The sequence below is a fragment of the Rhizobium skierniewicense genome (genome assembly GCF_014196515.1).
Classification (GTDB): domain Bacteria; phylum Pseudomonadota; class Alphaproteobacteria; order Rhizobiales; family Rhizobiaceae; genus Agrobacterium; species Agrobacterium skierniewicense.
This window is the reverse complement of record NZ_JACIDV010000002.1, coordinates 194469-212642: the sequence shown is the minus strand read 5'-3', so window position 1 is coordinate 212642 and position 18174 is coordinate 194469. Positions and strand designations below refer to the sequence as shown.

20 protein-coding genes and 1 pseudogene are annotated in these 18174 nt (G+C 56.8%); 11 read left to right on the top strand and 10 right to left on the bottom strand.

Going from position 1 to position 18174, the window contains the following annotated elements:
- Nucleotide 1 precedes the first annotated feature (1 nt).
- On the bottom strand, nt 2-1015 hold the full coding sequence (locus GGQ73_RS03790) for a carbohydrate ABC transporter permease (RefSeq protein ID WP_183894074.1): 1014 nt from the start codon (nt 1013-1015) through the stop codon (nt 2-4).
- 113 nt (nt 1016-1128) lie between these two features.
- Nucleotides 1129-2490 (bottom strand): ABC transporter substrate-binding protein, encoded by a 1362-nt coding sequence (locus GGQ73_RS03785; RefSeq protein ID WP_174152123.1) that lies wholly within the window; start codon nt 2488-2490, stop codon nt 1129-1131.
- A gap of 285 nt (nt 2491-2775) precedes the next feature.
- On the opposite strand from GGQ73_RS03785, the gene GGQ73_RS03780 reads away from it, so the two are divergent.
- On the top strand, nt 2776-3798 hold the full coding sequence (locus GGQ73_RS03780; RefSeq protein WP_183894072.1) for a substrate-binding domain-containing protein: 1023 nt from the start codon (nt 2776-2778) through the stop codon (nt 3796-3798).
- Nucleotides 3799-3804: 6 nt separating this feature from the next.
- Here the strand turns inward: GGQ73_RS03780 and folD are convergent, their stop codons facing one another.
- The gene (gene folD / locus GGQ73_RS03775; protein WP_183894070.1) at nt 3805-4704 is read right to left on the bottom strand and encodes a bifunctional methylenetetrahydrofolate dehydrogenase/methenyltetrahydrofolate cyclohydrolase FolD; all 900 of its coding nucleotides are present in this window, start codon (nt 4702-4704) and stop codon (nt 3805-3807) included.
- 81 nt (nt 4705-4785) lie between these two features.
- On the bottom strand, nt 4786-6516 hold the full coding sequence (locus GGQ73_RS03770) for a GumC domain-containing protein (RefSeq protein WP_183894069.1): 1731 nt from the start codon (nt 6514-6516) through the stop codon (nt 4786-4788).
- 307 nt (nt 6517-6823) lie between these two features.
- On the opposite strand from GGQ73_RS03770, the gene flgB reads away from it, so the two are divergent.
- From flgB to fliP, 10 genes and pseudogenes are all read left to right on the top strand, one after another.
- Nucleotides 6824-7213 (top strand): flagellar basal body rod protein FlgB, encoded by a 390-nt coding sequence (flgB, locus tag GGQ73_RS03765; protein WP_174152119.1) that lies wholly within the window; start codon nt 6824-6826, stop codon nt 7211-7213.
- A gap of 1 nt (nt 7214) precedes the next feature.
- The gene (gene flgC, locus GGQ73_RS03760) at nt 7215-7631 is read left to right on the top strand and encodes a flagellar basal body rod protein FlgC (RefSeq protein WP_174152118.1); all 417 of its coding nucleotides are present in this window, start codon (nt 7215-7217) and stop codon (nt 7629-7631) included.
- Nucleotides 7631-7978 (top strand): flagellar hook-basal body complex protein FliE, encoded by a 348-nt coding sequence (locus GGQ73_RS03755; RefSeq protein WP_174152117.1) that lies wholly within the window; start codon nt 7631-7633, stop codon nt 7976-7978. Before flgC ends, GGQ73_RS03755 begins: the two co-directional genes overlap by 1 nt.
- 17 nt (nt 7979-7995) lie before the next feature.
- On the top strand, nt 7996-8784 hold the full coding sequence (flgG, locus tag GGQ73_RS03750; protein ID WP_174152116.1) for a flagellar basal-body rod protein FlgG: 789 nt from the start codon (nt 7996-7998) through the stop codon (nt 8782-8784).
- Between the two features lie 16 nt (nt 8785-8800).
- A complete protein-coding gene (gene flgA, locus GGQ73_RS03745; protein ID WP_234910879.1) occupies nt 8801-9289 on the top strand; it encodes a flagellar basal body P-ring formation chaperone FlgA in 489 nt (162 codons plus the stop codon).
- Between the two features lie 83 nt (nt 9290-9372).
- Nucleotides 9373-10410: pseudogene (locus GGQ73_RS03740) on the top strand (flagellar basal body P-ring protein FlgI); the annotation flags it as partial.
- Nucleotides 10410-10937: a MotE family protein gene (locus tag GGQ73_RS03735; RefSeq protein ID WP_234910878.1), complete on the top strand. Its 528-nt coding sequence runs from the start codon at nt 10410-10412 to the stop codon at nt 10935-10937. The pseudogene GGQ73_RS03740 and the gene GGQ73_RS03735, both read left to right, overlap by 1 nt.
- Entirely contained in the window at nt 10934-11659 is a 726-nt protein-coding gene (gene flgH / locus GGQ73_RS03730) for a flagellar basal body L-ring protein FlgH (protein WP_174152113.1), read from the top strand. The genes GGQ73_RS03735 and flgH overlap by 4 nt, the downstream gene beginning before the upstream one ends.
- Before the next feature lie 71 nt (nt 11660-11730).
- Nucleotides 11731-12252, top strand: a complete 522-nt coding sequence (locus tag GGQ73_RS03725) for a flagellar basal body-associated FliL family protein (RefSeq protein WP_183894064.1) — start codon at nt 11731-11733, stop codon at nt 12250-12252.
- Complete coding sequence (gene fliP, locus GGQ73_RS03720) at nt 12249-12986, top strand: flagellar type III secretion system pore protein FliP (RefSeq protein WP_174152111.1); 738 nt, start codon at nt 12249-12251, stop codon at nt 12984-12986. The genes GGQ73_RS03725 and fliP overlap by 4 nt, the downstream gene beginning before the upstream one ends.
- A 163-nt stretch (nt 12987-13149) precedes the next feature.
- Here the strand turns inward: fliP and GGQ73_RS03715 are convergent, their stop codons facing one another.
- From GGQ73_RS03715 to flhA, 6 genes are read right to left on the bottom strand one after another with little or no spacing between them, the layout of a single operon-like run.
- Nucleotides 13150-13683, bottom strand: coding sequence for a hypothetical protein (locus GGQ73_RS03715; protein ID WP_174152110.1), 534 nt, complete (start codon nt 13681-13683; stop codon nt 13150-13152).
- Nucleotides 13680-14045, bottom strand: coding sequence for a hypothetical protein (locus tag GGQ73_RS03710; RefSeq protein WP_174152109.1), 366 nt, complete (start codon nt 14043-14045; stop codon nt 13680-13682). The genes GGQ73_RS03715 and GGQ73_RS03710 overlap by 4 nt, the downstream gene beginning before the upstream one ends.
- A 20-nt stretch (nt 14046-14065) precedes the next feature.
- Nucleotides 14066-14620 (bottom strand): rod-binding protein, encoded by a 555-nt coding sequence (locus tag GGQ73_RS03705; protein WP_174152108.1) that lies wholly within the window; start codon nt 14618-14620, stop codon nt 14066-14068.
- 40 nt (nt 14621-14660) lie between these two features.
- Nucleotides 14661-15071 (bottom strand): hypothetical protein, encoded by a 411-nt coding sequence (locus GGQ73_RS03700; protein WP_183894062.1) that lies wholly within the window; start codon nt 15069-15071, stop codon nt 14661-14663.
- A gap of 6 nt (nt 15072-15077) precedes the next feature.
- Nucleotides 15078-15830, bottom strand: coding sequence for a flagellar biosynthetic protein FliR (gene fliR / locus GGQ73_RS03695; RefSeq protein WP_183894060.1), 753 nt, complete (start codon nt 15828-15830; stop codon nt 15078-15080).
- On the bottom strand, nt 15827-17917 hold the full coding sequence (gene flhA / locus GGQ73_RS03690) for a flagellar biosynthesis protein FlhA (RefSeq protein WP_174152105.1): 2091 nt from the start codon (nt 17915-17917) through the stop codon (nt 15827-15829). The genes fliR and flhA overlap by 4 nt, the downstream gene beginning before the upstream one ends.
- Between the last annotated feature and the right edge of the window lie 257 nt (nt 17918-18174).

Genomic DNA, 18174 nt, shown 5'->3' with positions numbered 1-18174 from the left:
GTCAACGGCCCTCCATCTCGCGGTTTGCCTGACGAATGTTCCAGATCATGATGGGCGTCACAGCGGCCATGATGACGAGCGCGATGACGGCACTTCGGCCGCTGTCACCACCGCCGCGGAACATCCAGTCGAACATGAGGTTGGCGAGAACCATGGTGTTCCACTGGCCGTTGGTCATGGTCAACACGATATCGAAGACCTTGAGGACGAGAATCGTGATGGTCGTCCAGACGACGGCGATGGTGCCCCATATTTGCGGCACGAGGATTTTCCAGAAAATCTGCCAGCCATTCGCGCCATCGATGACGGCAGCCTCTACGGTTTCTTCGGGAATGCCGCGAAGAGCAGCCGACAGGATGACCATGGCAAAGCCGGTCTGGATCCAGATGAGGATGATCATCAGGAAGAAGTTGTTCCAGAAGGGCATGGAAATCCAGACCTCCGGGCTGCCGCCGAAATATTCAACGATGGCGTTCAAAAGGCCGATCTGAACCTGACCTTCCCCGCGATATTCATAGACGAACTTCCAGATGACCGATGCCCCGACGAAGGAGATGGCCATGGGCATGAAGACGATGGACTTGGCGATGTTGCCCCACCAGATGCGGTCGGTCATGACGGCGATGACGAGACCGAAGAAGGTGCAGGCAGCAGGCACGACGGCAAGCCAGAGAATATTGTTGAAAATGGACTGGCGGAAACCGGCATCGAAAAAGGCCCAACGGTAATTGTTGAGGCCGACGAAATTCGCGCCGGTCCGATCGTAGAAGGACAGGATGAAGGTCGCAACGACCGGATAGACGAGATAGACGATCAGGAGCAGCAGTGCCGGACCGACAAAGAGCCAAGGGCGGATCGCCGCGCGCCGGTTCAAATTGCGCGACGCGTGGATCACGTCTCCGTCTTTGACCGGGAAAATGAGCTGTAGCGCCTTGTCCGACAGCCAGTAATAGGCGGCGCAGGCGAAGACGCCGACGATCATCACGCCGAGCGCCGAAACGATCTGGGTCATCACATTCCCTCCCCGTTATCCGTTTTATGCCCGGCCAAACACCGTCGTATCGCGTTGGCCGAGATCTTTAGAGAAACGGCCCGGCAGTAACTGGCACTGCCGGGCGGAGTTTTCGATTATTTCAGGCCGTCCCAAGCCTTCTGGATATCGTCGCCGACCTGCTGCGCAGATTTGCCGCCGACGAAATCGACCATGCCGGTCCAGAATGCCCCAGCACCGATCTTGCCGGGCATCAGGTCAGAGCCGTCGAAACCAAAGCTGGTGGCGGTGGTGAGGATTTGTCCCTGACGTTTGGTTTGCTCGCTGGCGTAAGCGTCGAGGTTCACGTTCTTGTAGGGCGTGAGGAAGCCGGACTGTGCCATCCAGACCTCATGCGCAATCGGCGTCTTTAGGAATTCGACCAGGGCGCGGGCTGCCTTGGAATCCTTGGTAATGGTGAACAGCGTTCCAGCGCCCAAAACCGGCTTGCCGAGTTCAGGCTTGGAGGCGAATGTCGGCATGTAGAAGAAATCGACATCCGTTCCGACCTTGGTACCCTCAGGGAAGAAGGATGGAATGAAGGACGCCTGACGGTGAAGGTAGCACTTCGGTGGAATGTCAAAGAGGCCCTTTGGACTATCGCGGAAGTCGGTGGAGGCAACGGCCGCTGCGCCACCCGAGACATATTTGTCGTTCTTGGCAAACTTGCCGAATTCCTCGATGGCCGCAACGACGCGGGGGTCGTTGAACTTTACCTCGTTCGTCGTCCACTTGAGGTAAACGTCCAGTGGCTGCGTGCGCAGCATGAAGTCTTCGACCCAATCCGTGCCCGGCCAGCCGGTTGCGCCGCCGGAACCAAGACCGATGCACCACGGCGTGCCGCCATCGGCGACGATCTGATCGGAAAGCTTGACGAGATCCTCAACGCTTTCGGGAACCTTATAGCCCGCCTCCTCGAAGTTTTCAGGCACGTACCAGACCAGCGACTTCACGTCGGCCTTGAATGGAAAGGCGAAATAGGCCTTCTGGCCGTCCTTGCCGGGATACATCCCCAGATCCACCCAGGACTGGCCCGCGCCGTAATTGTCCTTCACCCACTTGGCTGTCTCATCACCTAGCGGCGTCAGCAGACCCTTGGCCGCAAGGTCGGCCAGCAAGCCGGGCTGCGGAAGGATGGCAACGTTGGGAGGAGAACCGGCCTGCGTATCGATAACGATCTGCTGCTCGTAGTTTTCCGATGAGGAATAACGGACATTCACCCCGGTCGCATCGGCGAAATAGGCCAGAACAGACTGAAACAGCGCCTCGTCCTCACCGCGCCATGGGCCGAAGATCGTCAACGTTTCGCCTTTAAGGCTGGCATTGGCGGTTTTGAAGTCTTCGTAGCTCTTCCAGTTGAATTTCGTGTCTTCACCGGGCTTGAACTTCAGGTCTGCCGCAAGGGACATGCCCGAAAACAACGTGGCTATGGCCACGGTCGTCCAGAAAGTCTTTTTCATGTGATCTACCTCCCATCACATTCGCAGGCGTTGCGCCCACAAAGATACTCAAAGCGCTTTGGCTACCTATTCATCTCATTGAGATGGAAGCCGAGTCAAGGGCTGCCTTAAACTTTAGCGCTTTGGTGATTATGTTGCGGCGCACCATGCAAACTATGCGGGAGAAACACTGGACTTTTCCAATTGTCCGCGCTGATAACACTTGCTATTGTTCAAAGCGGTTTGGACGTATGGAGGAGCATCGTCCACATCCGAGCATGACTGGTTGGAGGAGCACTGCACACGATGAACCTGAAACAATTGTCGCAGTTGCTGGGCATTTCCCAAACCACGATCAGCCGTGCTCTGAATGGATATCCCGAGGTCAACGCCGAGACGCGGCGCAAAATCATCGAGGCGGCACAACAAACCGGCTACAGGCCAAATGCCGCCGCCCAGCGTTTGGCAACTGGCAAGATGGGTTCCATCGGCCTTGTGATGCCAACGGGGCCGGACCATGCATCCGACGTGCATTTCGGCGAGTTCTTGAGCGGGCTTGGCGAAGCTTCCGCTCGCAACGGCTTTCATCTCGTCATCATGCCGACCGACCCTTCCAATGAAGAAAACGCATTGCGGGAACTGGCAGCGAGTGGCGGCGTGGATGGCATCTATCTCGCCTATATGAAAAAGAATGACAGCCGGATCGAGATGGTAAAGAGCCTGTCGATCCCGTTCATGGTTCATGGCCGATCCTGGGGCGTCGATACAGACTACCCCTATCTCGACGTTGACAATGAGACGGCCTTCCGCGATGCGACATCGCTTCTGTTGCAACTCGGGCATCGCGATATCGCGCTTTTGAACGGGCCTGAGGGCTACGACTTCACCTTCCGCCGTCATCGCGGCGTGGAGGCGGAATTAGCCGAGCATGGGCTTGCGCTGGAAGACGATCATGTCAGCCACAGCATCATGAACGACGAGGCTGGCTACCTGAAGATGGAAGAGCTTTTGTCTCGCCCCGCTCCACCGACAGCGGTAATCTGTGCCTCCACCGCCCTGGCATTGGGCGCGGTGCGAGCCCTCAATCAACGGGGACTAAAGCCGGGAAAAGACATATCGCTCATCGCCCATGACGACGTTTTGCCTTTGCTCAAACCTGTCAATTTTTCCGTGCCGCTGACCACGACGCGATCTTCGCTACGGGCGGCGGGCCTGCGGATTGCCGAGCGTCTGATCAACCAGATCAAGACGGGCGAAACCGACAGTCTTCAGGAACTGTGGAAGGCCGAGCTTGTGGTGCGCGGATCGACAGGTCCCGCCCAAGGCTGAAGCCGGTCAGAATTTTGGCGCGGGTTTTCCAAGAGCACGATGCGCCGCGATCACGGTGTTGGCCATCAACATGGCAATGGTCATCGGGCCGACCCCCCCTGGAACCGGCGTGATGGCGCTGGCAACGGCGCTTGCCTCATCATAGGCCACATCACCGACCAGTCTGGACTTGCCTTCACCCTTTTCCGGCGCTGGAATGCGATTGATGCCGACATCGATGACGGTCGCACCGGGCTTGATCCAATCCGCCTTGACCATCTGTGCGCGACCGACCGCAGCCACCAGAATATCGGCAGTCTTACAGACCGCAGCCAGGTCCTTCGTGCGTGAATGCGCCATGGTGACGGTAGCATTGGCGTTGAGCAGCAGTTGCCCCATCGGCTTGCCGAACAGGTTGGAGCGACCGATGACGACCGCGCTGAGACCGGACAGGTCATCGCCATGAATGCTGCGGGCCAGCAACATGGAACCGGCGGGTGTACATGAGATCAGACCTGTCTCCAGATCGCCCGTGGCAAGCTTGCCAGCGTTGAGGACACTCAGGCCATCCACGTCTTTTTCCGGCAAAATCGACTGAATGACGGGATCGGCGTTCAGATGCTTCGGTAGCGGCAGTTGCACCAAGATACCATGGATGGAGACGTCTGTGTTCAGGGTTGCAACCAAAGCCTCCAGCTCCGCCTGCGTCGTCTCTTCTGGCAATGTGTGCTGAACGGAGTTAAAGCCGCATTGCTTGGCCGTCTTGCTCTTGGAATTGACATAGGCATGGCTAGCGGGATCGTTGCCGACGATGACGACCGCGAGCCCGGGCTTGACGCCTGTGTGCTGCTCCAGCAGTTCTGCCGCTTCACGCACAGCTTCTGTTACGGATGCTGCCTTTGCCTTGCCGTCGATTACCACTGCCATCTGCCTGCCTCCTGAAATCCAGATAGCTATCTAGCGCCGGAATGCTGCGTGGCATAGTGTATTTTAACGAAAATCGGTTCTTCAGGCCTGATTGCTTTTGCCATCCTGACGGGCGGCGTGTTCGGACAAACGCTCGCGCAGCATCACCAATTCCTGGCGCAGAGCGCGCAGTTCCTCTGTTTCAGCCTGCGCGTGGTCGGCTTTTCCAGCAAGGGCTGCGGCCAGTAATGGCGGCAAGGTGAATATCGGGACGTCACGCTCAGTTCGGGTATCTTGAACGGCATTGCTGACCAGAACCTGACGCACGCGCTCATCGAGCGGAATATCGTTGGCAGGCTCATCATGCAAAGGTTCAAGCGCGACTTCTTCTGCTTCTGAACTGTCCTCCAGCGCTGTTTCCATCGGCGTGCCTGCTTCAACGGGCTCTGCCTCGTAGGTCTCGGCGATTTCAGTGGAATGCGGCCTTGCCTCCAAATCGTCGAAAATCCCGGGCTCTATTTCGACGATCTCTGCCGCTGGCGTTTGTTCCGGCACCATGCCGAGTGTCTGCTCCTCGGGCTCCACCGAGTACACCTCTGAAAGAATGGCCTGTTTCTCTTCGACTTCCGACCGTTTGAAGCTCAGCGTAAAGAGAGACAGCAACAACCCGGCAGCCGCACCTGCGAGCGCCATCGCGATAGCCGTAAAGGCATCATAGTTGGCGACGCCTTCCTGCGCCTCCTTCACGAGCTTTGCGCTGACACGTGGCGTGGCCGAGAACGTTCCTGCGGCTTCGCTGGAGAGGATATAATCCGTACGCGCCTTTTCAAGTGCGGCTTCCAGACGCGCAAGATCTGCAGGCGCCTGACCCATGGCCTGCAGCTGGCTGTCGAGGTCGGCGCGGCCGCTTGTCTGTGTCTCGAGTGCAGCGGTAACCGTGGCCTGCTCGCGCTTCAAGGTTTCCAAAATCCGGCGCATGGTCGGCATGGCAGTGGCGCGTGCTGCGTCCAGCGTTGCCTGTGCCGCGATGGCTTTCGGATGCTTTGGACCGTAATCGACGCTGATTTCCGCCATCGAAAGCTTTGCCGCAGCGTAGCTTTCGCGGATGGGCTCCAACGGTGAAAACAGGCTCATTGCGGGCAGCGTTGTATTCAACACATCGTCTGTCTTCATGGCGGAGGCGGTCGAAATGGCATCTGCCAGTTCTGCGCTCTTGCTCTGAAGAGAGGCCGCCAGAGCGTCGTCTTCACGTATCTTTTGCTGCAAACTCTGTATGCGCGACACCGCGTCATTGCCGTGGCGCATCTGAAATCCGGTCAAGGCAGCCTCGGCGCTGTCGAGCGCAACCCGTGCCTTTTCGACTGCCTGAAGTTCAGGTGCCTGCTGCTCCACCCCGATCTGCTTGATGACGAGGGTCGCAATATGGTCGGTGATCTTGCGGGCAACCTTGGGCGTCGCCGCGGTGACCGCGACATCAATTTCAGAGCCCGATGGTGCAGAGGTGATGGAGACAGCATCCTTCAAAGCCGTTTCGGTTGCCCCGACCAGCGCCTCGCCACTCTTGCCGCCGCCGAGCAAATCCATCAGCACGGCGAAATGGCCTTGTGTTTCAACGCCGGTCAGATCTTCAGGCTGAAGCTTCAGTTCCGAGACGGTCAACCCAAGCAGCACCGGCGACATGAGGTTGTCGCGAACCTGCGAAGCGAGGCGCTGGACACTGGCAGCGTTGGTGCGCGGATCGGAAACCTTCACGCTTGCCTGCGAGACATATCCCTTGAGGCCGGGTTCCAGCAGCAGTCCGGGCAGAAAAAAGCCAGCGGTGGTCAGAGACAAAACAACACCAGCTGACAGCAAATGACTTCGCCAGGAAGACACACCCCTGCTTTCGGGCAGCTCGTCGCCTTTTGGCGAAACAGATTTATCGTTCTCAAAAACCATCGCAAACCCATAGGGTTAGATCGAATTCCACGGTCGGAAATATAAACGAAGTCTAAACCGATAAGGCAAACAAATGGTTAATAACGCCTATTCACTCGTGCAGTGATCCGGCATTTGGCGCTGCAACAGAAAGCCATCGACCGCAAGTCCCGCGCAAGATTGTCGGCCTAGAACCAAATCAAGTTAAACACGGAGAATTGTCATGCAGCCGATTCAGCTGTTTGCGTTGGCATCCCGGCAGGCCGAATGGCTTTCTGTCCGTCAAGAAGTCGTCGCCACCAACATTGCCAATGCCAATACGCCAAAGTTCCAGGCGAAGGACGTCGTGTCCTTCGATTCCGAACTGCAGTCGGTTGGCATGCAGATGGCCCGCACAAACCCGGCTCACATGGATCTGGCAATGGCAGGCGGCGGCAAGATCGGCATGCAGAATGCAGAACTGGCCAACGAAATCGGCATTCAGGAATCCGGCAACACAGTGTCGCTCTCCAAGGAAATGGCAAAAACAGGCGAGATCAAGGGGCAGTTCGAACTGAACGCGCAACTCGTTCGCTCTTTTCACAGCATGATGTTGACAGCGGTGGGCAAGTAACATGGACCCTTTAAAGTCCTCGATGAAGATTGCGGGAAACGGGATGGAGGCTCAGGCCACCCGTCTGCGCATCGTGTCTGAAAACATCGCGAACTCGCGCACGACGGGCGACACCCCAGGCGCCGACCCTTATCGCCGCAAGACCATCACCTTCGCAAATGAACTGGACCGCGCTTCGCAGACAAATCTGGTCGAGGTCAAGAAACTGGGTTTCGATCGCTCCGACTTCACGCAGGAATACGACCCCGACAGCCCGGCTGCCGACGCGAAGGGCATGGTCAAGCTTCCGAATGTCAACATGCTCATCGAGATGGCCGACCTTCGCGAAGCAAACCGCGGCTATGACGCCAACCTTCAAGTTATCAAACAGACACGCGACATGGTTGCCTCAACCATAGACTTATTGAAAGGTCAGTGATGATCGACGCCATTAGCAGCCTGAAATCATTGACCAACTCGTCTGCACTCGACAGCGTCAAGGACGTCACCTCCAGCCTGACATCGCTTGCAGGAAGCGCTGTTTCAACGGCTGCGACCGCCGCCGGTGGCCCGACCTTCGGCAGCGTGCTGGGTAGCGTCGCTTCCGACGCCATTGAATCCCTGAAAAAGGGTGAAGCCATGTCCTTTGCCGGGATTCAGGGCAAGGCCAACACGCGTGAGGTTGTGGATGCCGTCATGCAGGCTGATCAGACACTCAAGACCGCCGTGGCTCTGCGCGACAAGATCGTCTCGGCCTATCTCGACATCGTGAAAATGCAGATCTGACGCTTAAGGACAAAAAGATGAGAGCACTAGCCATTGCAGCGACGGGCATGGATGCCCAGCAGACGAACCTTGAGGTCATCGCGAACAACATCGCGAACATCAACACGACCGCGTTCAAGCGCGGCCGCGCCGAATTCACAGACCTTCTCTATCAGACAGAACGCGCTCAGGGCGTGATGAACCGCGCCAACCAGACCATGGTCCCGGAAGGCGCCAACATCGGTCTTGGCGTGCAGACGTCTGCCGTGCGCAAACTGCATGTTCAGGGTGAAATCAGCCAGACCGGCAACGACCTTGACGTCGCCATCGTCGGCAAGGGCTGGCTGCAGGTCGAAGGTCCCGACAACAACACGCTTTACACCCGTGCAGGCGCGCTAAACCGCGATTCCACGGGCCGACTGGTGACGGTTGACGGTCTGCCTATCTTGCCAGCCATCACCATTCCCATCGATGCGACGGAAGTCACGATCAGCACGGATGGCAACGTTTCGGCGCGCATCGGCACAGCCACGAACCTGACACAGCTTGGCCAGTTGAACATGAGCAACTTTGCCAACGAAGCGGGTCTGAAGCCTTTGGGCGACAATCTGTTCCAGCAGACGGAAGCGTCCGGCAATGCGGTCGATGCGACACCGCAATCGATCGGCTTCGGCTATATCAAGCAGCATTACCTGGAAAGCTCGAACGTCGATTCCGTCAAGGAAATCACCGACCTGATTTCGGCGCAGCGTGCGTATGAAATGAACTCCAAGGTCATCACAACCGCAGACGAGATGGCGACGATCGTCAGCCAAAACCTGAAGTAACCGAAGGTAGGGTAACATGAAGTTTCGCCCGAAAATCGTGCCTGGCAGTTTCTGCACAATGGCGCTGGCGCTCATGGCAAGCCTGGTGGTGTTCTCACCCCAGGCAGCTTTTTCGCAGCAAAAATACGCCGTTGTTCCAACAGGCACCATCTTTCCCGGCGAAACCATTACCCGAGAGCGGGTGACGGAAGTTCTCGTCACCAATCCCAACCTTGCACCCGGCTATGCGGATAATACCAGCATCGTCGTCGGTAAGGTTTCCAAGCGTACGCTGGTTGCGGGTCGCACCATCACGGTTGCCGATCTTCGCGACCCTTTCGCAGTCCAGCGCGGTGCGGCCATCAGGATCACATATTCCATGGGCGGCATGAACCTCTCTGCCTCCGGCACCGCCATCGAGGATGCGATGGCGGGCGAAGTCGTTCGCGTGCGCAACCGAGACACTGGTGTGACCATCTCCGGCACGGCCATGGAAAACGGGACCGTGGAGGTTTTTGAGAAATGAATTTCCGCCGGAACCTGATAACCGCTGCATTGGCCATCGCCACGCTTTTTGTGACGACGCCCGTTGCCTATTCCCAATTCAATGCGCGTGTCAAAGATATCGCTTCCCTCCAAGCCGGGCGTGAAAACCAGTTGATCGGTTATGGTCTGGTCGTCGGCCTTCAAGGGTCTGGCGACAGCATGCGTTCTTCGCCGTTTACCGAACAGTCGATGCGCGCCATGTTGCAGAACCTCGGCATTTCCATGCAGGGGAATCAGAGCGGCTCGAAAAATGTCGCAGCCGTGATGGTCACGGCCAATCTTCCGCCTTTCGCAAGTCCCGGCAGCCGGCTCGACGTCAATGTCAGTTCGTTGGGTGATGCTTCGTCGCTGCGTGGCGGTACGCTGATCATGACATCCATGTCAGGTGCTGATGGTCAGATCTATGCGGTTGCTCAGGGTTCGGTGATTGTTTCCGGCTTTAACGCGGAAGGTCAGGCGGCCCAGTTGACACAGGGTGTGACCACTGCCGGGCGTGTCCCCAGTGGCGCCATCATCGAGCGGGAACTGCCATCGCAGTTCAAGGATTCGGTCAATCTGGTTCTGCAACTGCGCAATCCCGACTTTTCGACATCCACACGCATCGCAGACGCGATCAACAATTACGCGAAAACGGCATTCGGAGAACCGATTGCCGAAGCCCGTGACAGCCAGGTCGTCTTTATCCAGAAGCCGAGAACCGCAGACCTTACGCGGCTGATGGCCAATATCGAGAACCTGTCCGTTGAGACCGACACGCCCGCCAAGGTCGTCATCAACGAGCGCACCGGCACCATCGTGATCGGCGCCGACGTTCGTATCTCGCAGGTCGCGGTCAGCTATGGCACCTTGACCGTGCAGGTCACGGAAACGCCGCAGGTCATTCAGCCGGAACCCTTCTCGAACGGCCGAACTGCCATTCAGCCACAGACAGACATTGCGGCCCAGGCGACCGGTGGTCCGGTTGCCATCCTCAACGGGCCGAACCTGCGCTCGTTGGTGGCTGGTCTCAACAATATCGGCGTCAAGCCCGACGGCATCATCGCCATTCTTCAGGGCATCAAATCCGCCGGCGCGCTGCAAGCAGAACTGGTGCTACAATGATGGCTAAAGCGTTTGATATCGTCACGCCCCGCAGGGCACTGCTCGCCGTGTTCGTTCTGACCGCCGCCCTACCCTCCGCCAAGGCGCAGGAGCAGGTGCGCATCACCACCGGTGAGACCAGCGGACAGGAAATCCAGCAATATTGCACCAACATCGTCGATCAGGCCCGCGACCAGCGTTATCTCTTGCAGAAGCAGGACCTTGAAAAGCTGCAAGCCGATGTCGACAACCGGATCGCCGTCATGGAGGCCCGCAAGGCCGAATATGAAGACTGGTTGAAGCGCCGCAACGATTTCATGCAACGCGCCGAAGTCAATCTGGTCAACGTCTACAAGACGATGAAGCCGGATGCCGCGGCACCGCAGTTGGAACAGGTCGACGCCGGCCTTGCCGCGGCCATCATCATGAAACTTCCTCCCCGCCAGTCGAGCCTGATCCTTGCCGAAATGGATGCCAAAAAGGCAGCCACAGTTGCGTCGATCATGTCCAGCGCGACGGACAAAACCACATCAAGAGATCCGTCATGAACAAAGCGCTTATTCTCGCTCTCGCCGCATCATGTGTTCTGACTGGTTGCTCCAGCGTCACGCAAAACCAGACACTGAAAGAAATCGGCAACGCACCCGCGATGAGCCCTATCGGTAGCGGCCTGCAGTTCAGCCAAGCTCCGCAGTTGGCCTCCTATCCCAAGCAGCCCCTTCACAATGCCAGCGGTTATTCTCTGTGGAGCGACAGCAAGGCGGCGCTGTTCAAGGATGCACGTGCGCTCAACATCGGTGACATTCTGACAGTCAACATCCAGATCAACGACAAGGCGACCTTTGATAACGAAACCGACCGGACGCGGAAAAACAACCGTGAAACGGGCTGGAAGGCCGATGCCGAAATTCTCGGCTGGAAACCACAGGCCGATTCCAATTTGAGCTTCGACAACACCAGCGAATCCAATGGCAAGGGCTCCATCAGCCGCGCCGAAAAGCTGACGCTGCTCGTCGCTGCCGTCGTGACTGGAATTCTGGAAAACGGCAACCTGTTGATCAGCGGTTCGCAGGAGGTTCGCGTCAACCACGAGATTCGCATCCTGAACGTTGCCGGTATCGTGCGTCCACAGGACGTCAATTCCGAAAATACGATCTCCTACGACAAAATCGCCGAGGCACGCATTTCCTACGGTGGCCGTGGCCGTATCACGGAAATTCAACAGCCGCCGGTGGGTCAGCAGGTTGTCGACCTGTTCTCGCCGATCTGACCGCTTAAACAGATATTCGGCCCATCGCATTGTGCATGGGCTGCTCTCCTGAACAGACGTTAGACACGATCATGAGCCTCACGACCATAGAACCCGCTGCACCGAAGAAGCCATCGATCATCGTGACCGCTGGCGCTATCGCCGTGCTGTCAATTATGGGTATCGGCGGCGGATGGTTCGTGGGCCAGACACTGCTTGTGCCATCGATGCCGACTGTTACCCCGCCTCCTGCCCACGCGCCGGAAGCTGCGGCCGGTGGACATGAGGCCGCTGCAGCTCCCGCAGGCGAACATGGCGCGGCGGGTGCCGCACCCAGCCTTCTGCCTCTGGACCCGATTGTCACGAACCTCGGATATCCGAACGAAAACTGGATCAGGCTCGAGCTGGCACTGCAATTTACGGGGCCCGGCGACACGGCCCTTGCCCAGGATTTGCACCAGGAAATCCTCACATATCTGCGAACCGTTTCACTTCAGCAGCTTCAAGGCCCACGCGGCTTTCAATATCTTAGGGATGACCTGAGAGAAATCGTTGACCTCAGATCAAAAGGGCGCGTATCCAAGGTTCTCTTCAGAACCTTTGTGATCGAATGATTCGAAAAATTGTCCTGCTGCTTGCGATAGCCCTGACCCCAGGGTTTGCCTTCGCCCAACAAACGCCGGCAGATTTGCTCAATCTGCCGCTGGACGGTTCTGCTGCCTCGTGGATCATTCGCACCTTCGGGCTTTTGACCGTCCTGTCGATTGCGCCTGGCATTCTGATCATGGTGACCAGCTTTCCGCGGTTCATCATTGCATTTTCGATTTTGCGCTCCGGCATGGGCCTGGGCACCACACCGTCAACGATGATCCTCACCAGTATGGCGATGTTCATGACGTTCTACGTCATGGCGCCGACATTCGAGCGGTCCTGGCAAGATGGCATCCAACCGCTGTTGCAGACCCAGATCACCGAGGCGCAAGCCGTTGAGCGAGCCGCCGAACCATTCCGCACATTTATGGTGGCCAACACGCGCCCCAAGGATCTCGCCCTTTTTGTCGATCTCGCCATCGAACGAAATCAGGAGACGATGAACGGGACAGTTCCGCAGTACCGCGTTCTGATCCCTGCCTTCATGCTTTCGGAAATTCGGCGCGGTTTCGAGATCGGCTTTCTGATTATCCTGCCGTTTCTCGTTATCGACATGGTGGTCGCTACCATCACGATGGCAATGGGCATGATGATGTTGCCGCCGACGTCCATCTCCCTGCCGTTCAAGATCCTGTTTTTCGTTCTGATCGATGGTTGGAATCTGCTGGTGGGATCACTGGTCAGATCGTTCTACTGATCCCTGAGGGGCGCTGACGCCAGAACATTCTTTGGCGGGTCCCACCCATCGCGGGTCGCATGTTTCCAAAACCGGCAAGAACGCAAAAAACCTCCTGAAAGGATCACCCAATTCAGGAGGCTTCAAGCGTTTAAAACTTTCGATATTCCGCAGTACCTGTCGATCAGTGGCCGGAACTGGCGGCGGCGGGTTTGGGCGGCGGCGCGTCCGTGTTGACGAGGATTTTCTGCGGTTTTTTGTTGGGGTCTCTGGCTTCGATGTCTTCCTTGGAGATGAAATCCATCTGTTCGATGAGAATATCCTTGACCAGAGGTTTTTCGAGGCGCGTGTTCAGACCGTCCTTTATTCTGGTCTTCAAGCCAACGACGTCGAACTTGCCCGCATCCTTGATATCGACGAGCTTTTCTCCAACCAGCAGAGTGTAGAGTTCGTCGGTCAGAAACGCAGGAACCGGGACCGTCACCTCCTTCAGCGCGTCTTCGTCTACCTGAAGACTGGCGCGGACGAGGAAATAACCGGAAACCTTGCCGTTTGCCACCACAGGCAATGTCACAGTTTCACTGCTCACAAAATGCGGTGGTGGAACGACTTCCCCATTTTGATCTGTGGCACCGTTCCCTCCAAAGGTGACGGCTGCGTAGACGCCACCCAAAGTCACCAGAAGAACCCAGACGCCTGTCGCGATCAGCTTGATCATTGCGCCTCGCGTGCGAACTGTTCCAGCGAATAGGTGCCATCGTCTTCAGCCCGCTTGGCGGCATTCTTCAACAGATCGACAACGGCCTTTACGGCGTTGAGATTGGCTTCGACACGCCGGGTGTTGATGGCGAGCTTGGACTTGATATCGAGAATCTGGCGCTTGTGAGCAGCGGCGATCTGCGCTCCATCAACGTCCCGTAAAAGCATGCTGAGTTCATAGAGGCAGCGGCTCTTATGGGCGTTCGACAGTTTGAAATCGAAATCGGGATCCTTGCCGATGCGCTGGTTTTCGTTGTCGATAACCGTTTCGAGGCGGCCGAGAATGGCCTGTGTTCTGTAGTCGTTGTTTAGAATTTCCATGTCGCTCAGCACTCCGCCTCTTAACTTTCAGTCTTGTTGGATTCGGCTACGGAAAACGTGCGCCGCTGGAAGTCGGTCACCATGCTGACTGCAAGGCTCTTGTCGTCTTCATTCATTTTTGTCGGCGCTTCAGCATTGCGCATCTTTTGCATCGCCTGAGAATAGGCCTGCTCGGCAATGCCAATACCGCCACGCTTGGAAACCGCATCCGCCATCTGTTCAGCCATCATGCTTTTCCAGAAGTCACCGGCAGAACCCTTGCCGTAGACTTCTTCGCTGTCCTTCGGCATCATGTTCTGGAGCATGGTCGACAGAACGCTGGCCTCGAACTTGCGATAGGTCTCGGGGATTTTTTCGTCGGATTTGATGTGATGGATGTTACCAACACCAGCCTTGCCGGCCGCCGTATCGATGCTGTTGATGGCGGATGCAAAACCTGCATTGCTTGCCGTCAAGACCGACGCTTCGTTGGCTGCGCTCACTGAGCGCAGTTTTTCTCTTGCCGCCATGACCTGTGTCGGGTCGGCCGCATTCACAACATCAAGCACAAGATCGCTTGGAGGAGAAATTGCCACGTCGTCATCCTTTCCGTTTCAATCGGATGACGATACCAACCTAACCTTGCTGGAGGCTGGTGTCTTTCATGCTCATCTGAAGATCGATCAACTCGTACACGCTGTTGTCTTCCTGCACACGCAACTCGTCTGCACGCGCCGCATCCCGCTTTTCCTCGAGACGCTCACCCTTTTTTGTTTCCTTGACGACCTGCTGCTCCTGGCCTTTTTCGATGGCTTCCAGTCGCACATCACGAGAGAGCAACCTGCCGTGTCGCATGGCATAATGTTTCAGCATCTGTTGGTGCAACGGATCCAGCGACGTCACATAACCACTTAGGGTTTCGATCTTTTCGGCCAGTTCGGTGCGTTCACGCGTCGTGATCGCAAGCTCGTTTTCGGCCATCTGCTTGAGATGCCCCTGAACCTTGACCAATCTCGAAAGCTTTTTGGATTTGAGTGGGTCCATCATCAGGCCTCATATGTTCGCGAAGACACGGAAGAAGCCACCCACGAACTGGCTGACCAGCGCCGCCATTCCAAAATAGAGCAGCAGCAACCCACCGGCCAGCGCATAGGGTGTGGAGATGAAGTAGACCGGTATCTGCGGTGCCAGCTTGTTGATCAGCCCCACCGCCACATGGAACAGGAAGCCGTACAGAATAAAGGGGCTGGCGACACGCAAGGCGACGCTCATCGACGCGACCAACGTGTCTGTCAGCGTAATCAGCATTCTTTGCATGCTCATCCCGCCACCCATGGGAATTGTCGAATAGGAATCCACAAGCGCGCGGAAAATGACGTGGTGGAAGTCGAGAATGAAGAGCAGCAACAGGACACCATAGGTCAGCATGCTCGAAAGCTGACTTTCGGATGTGTCTTCCAGCACGTCCTGGCCGGGAGGGCCGGTCAAGGCAATTGCGGTGCCGATGGCGGTTGCCGCAAACTGCATTCCCAGCACATAAAGGTGGGCAATCATGCCGAACATGGCACCGATCACAGATTCAAAAAACATCAATTTAAGGAAATTGGTGTTGTCGGTTTTCGCCAACGGGTAGATCACGTCCCACATCAACGGCAAAATGGCCATCGAAAGTGCGAGAGCGAGGAGCAAACGGACCTGCATAGGCAATCTGGCGGAGGAAAACCCAGGCATCACCATCAAGCAGGCACCGATCCGGCAAAATGCCAGAAACAGTGCCATTATGGTTCCCTGGGGATCTGACATCATGAGATGGCGCCGAGTATCTTTATTTCCGTGCCCTTGGCCAATTCGACATGCGACAGCACCGGCAGCGTGCTGAAAAGGCGTTCCGTGATCATCCGGACATATGAACGGGTTTCGGGCAAAGTAACAAGCACGAAAGGCAATCCGACATCCATATATTCACGGATTACTTTGCTCGCTTCGTTCGAAAATTCCTCGACCTGACGCGGATCGATGTCGAATTCGATCACATCGCCCTTCGGATCGCGCTTGATCGCCTGCTGGAAAACAACGTCCCACTTCGTGCCCAAGCGCAGGACGCGCAAGACACCATTGTCCGAGAGATCGCCGCAAATCTGCTGGGCCATACGAATACGGACATGCTCGACGATCTGCTCGGTACGGCGAAGATGCGGCGCAAGCTCTGCAACGGCTTCCAAAATGAGGTGAAGGTTGCGGATGGAAACACGCTCGGCCAGCAGCAGTTTGAGGATGGCCTGCAAGCCCGAATAGGACATATGCGAGGAGCAGATTTCATCCGCAAGCTTCTTGTATTCCGGATCGAGACGGTCGATGAGGACCTTCACGTCCTTGTAGGATAGGAGCATCGGCAGGTTGTTGCGGATGACTTCACTGACATGCGTCAGAAGTGCCGAAATATTGTCGATCGGGTGGAAGCCTTCGCGTTTGAGGTCTTCCACGAAGTTTTCCAGAACGGAAACGGCAGGCATGCCGAAAGCGGGTTCGCGCACATCGTCACCCGGAACGGATGGGCGACGACCCTTGCCAGTGATGACGAGGACTTCGCCGACGCGTAGCGTGCTGGCTGCAACCGTCGTGCCGTGAATTCGGATCTGATACGACTTGTCGGGAATGGCGATATCGTCTGTGACCTTGATTTCGGGCACCACGAAACCGTATTGGGATGCGAACTTCTTGCGCATTTTTCCAACACGGAAACCAAGCTCCTGGTGAGCACCCAGCAATCTCGGTGACACCTGCTTGCCAAGGGCAAGCTCGATCTCGGTGGTCCGAAGCGAGTTCTTGACCGTGTCTTTTTCGGCTTCCTGAGTCTTGCTGGTCTGCTGCTCTTCGGCCACGCGTTCGGCAGCCTTTTCCTGCGCCAGCTGGCGTGGAATGTACCATGCACCAAACGCAAGCAAACCGCCCAGGAGCATGAAGGGCACAAGGGGCAAGCCCGGAATGACAGCAAGGACGAACATAAGGCCAGCGGCGACACCCAGAGCCTTGGGATATCCGCTGAGCTGATTGATGACGGCGGTGTCGGTAGAGCCCTGTGCGCCACCACGGGTAATGATGAGGCCTGCGGCGAGCGAAACGATCAGCGCTGGCACCTGGGAAACGATGCCGTCACCGACGGAGAGTTTAACAAAAACGTCTGCCGCTTCGCCGATTGGCATGCCGTGGCGGAAAACACCGATGATGATACCGCCGCAAATATTGATGGCGGTGATGAGAAGACCTGCCACAGCGTCACCACGGACGAATTTGGAGGCACCGTCCATGGCACCGTAGAAAGCGCTTTCTTCCTCAAGCTCGCGACGGCGAAGCTGGGCTTCTTTTTCATTGATGATACCGGCAGACAAGTCGGCATCGATCGACATCTGCTTGCCGGGAATGGCATCGAGTGTGAAGCGTGCGCCGACTTCCGCGATACGCGTGGCACCCTTGGTGATGACGATGAAGTTCACCACGATCAGAATGAGAAAGACGATCAGACCGATGACGAAGTCGCCCGACATGACGAGGCTCGAGAAGCCAGCGATGACCCCACCCGCCGCACTGTGCCCTTCGTTGCCGTGAGACAGGATGACGCGCGTTGTCGCGATGTTCAGCGCAAGGCGGATCATCGTGGAGATCAGAAGGATGGTCGGGAAGGACGAGAAGTCCAACGGGCGCTGAATCCACAGCGACACCATCAGAATAAGAACCGAGAACGCGATGGAGAACGCCAATCCCATATCGATCATGAAGACTGGAATAGGCAGGAACAGGATGCAGAGAATGGAGACGATGCCCACGGCAAACCCGATGTCGCGACCGCGTGCGGCGACTTTGGGAAGGGGCAATATGCTCGAAGGCGCAGCCATTCTAACTCCATCTCTTCATGAGAACGTGTGCAAACGTCGCGGATTTTCCGTCATGGAAAAGCCCAGCCGACCGATTGGACGCAGATCGACACTCCAGGCTTAGTCTCCCAAGCTTGCGCGAGCGTGGATGAAAGTCCGTGTTGCCGTTCCTGACAGATGCGTCGACATGCGAGTGAAATATTAGGCTTTGGTTCAGATAGAACTTGTAATATGCTGGTTGGGTTATTCGCGCGATGATGGCGTGTATGCTGGCCATG

What these genes read in the sequence shown, in the direction of transcription:
- GGQ73_RS03785 (WP_174152123.1), bottom strand. Translation starts at nt 2,490, where the DNA reads ATGAAAAAGACTTTCTGGACGACCGTGGCCATAGCCACGTTGTTTTCG.
- GGQ73_RS03780 (WP_183894072.1), top strand. Translation starts at nt 2,776, where the DNA reads ATGAACCTGAAACAATTGTCGCAGTTGCTGGGCATTTCCCAAACCACG.
- folD (WP_183894070.1), bottom strand. Translation starts at nt 4,704, where the DNA reads ATGGCAGTGGTAATCGACGGCAAGGCAAAGGCAGCATCCGTAACAGAA.
- flgB (WP_174152119.1), top strand. Translation starts at nt 6,824, where the DNA reads ATGCAGCCGATTCAGCTGTTTGCGTTGGCATCCCGGCAGGCCGAATGG.
- flgC (WP_174152118.1), top strand. Translation starts at nt 7,215, where the DNA reads ATGGACCCTTTAAAGTCCTCGATGAAGATTGCGGGAAACGGGATGGAG.
- GGQ73_RS03755 (WP_174152117.1), top strand. Translation starts at nt 7,631, where the DNA reads ATGATCGACGCCATTAGCAGCCTGAAATCATTGACCAACTCGTCTGCA.
- flgG (WP_174152116.1), top strand. Translation starts at nt 7,996, where the DNA reads ATGAGAGCACTAGCCATTGCAGCGACGGGCATGGATGCCCAGCAGACG.
- flgA (WP_234910879.1), top strand. Translation starts at nt 8,801, where the DNA reads ATGAAGTTTCGCCCGAAAATCGTGCCTGGCAGTTTCTGCACAATGGCG.
- GGQ73_RS03735 (WP_234910878.1), top strand. Translation starts at nt 10,410, where the DNA reads ATGGCTAAAGCGTTTGATATCGTCACGCCCCGCAGGGCACTGCTCGCC.
- flgH (WP_174152113.1), top strand. Translation starts at nt 10,934, where the DNA reads ATGAACAAAGCGCTTATTCTCGCTCTCGCCGCATCATGTGTTCTGACT.
- GGQ73_RS03725 (WP_183894064.1), top strand. Translation starts at nt 11,731, where the DNA reads ATGAGCCTCACGACCATAGAACCCGCTGCACCGAAGAAGCCATCGATC.
- fliP (WP_174152111.1), top strand. Translation starts at nt 12,249, where the DNA reads ATGATTCGAAAAATTGTCCTGCTGCTTGCGATAGCCCTGACCCCAGGG.
- GGQ73_RS03715 (WP_174152110.1), bottom strand. Translation starts at nt 13,683, where the DNA reads ATGATCAAGCTGATCGCGACAGGCGTCTGGGTTCTTCTGGTGACTTTG.
- GGQ73_RS03710 (WP_174152109.1), bottom strand. Translation starts at nt 14,045, where the DNA reads ATGGAAATTCTAAACAACGACTACAGAACACAGGCCATTCTCGGCCGC.
- GGQ73_RS03700 (WP_183894062.1), bottom strand. Translation starts at nt 15,071, where the DNA reads ATGATGGACCCACTCAAATCCAAAAAGCTTTCGAGATTGGTCAAGGTT.
- fliR (WP_183894060.1), bottom strand. Translation starts at nt 15,830, where the DNA reads ATGATGTCAGATCCCCAGGGAACCATAATGGCACTGTTTCTGGCATTT.
- flhA (WP_174152105.1), bottom strand. Translation starts at nt 17,917, where the DNA reads ATGGCTGCGCCTTCGAGCATATTGCCCCTTCCCAAAGTCGCCGCACGC.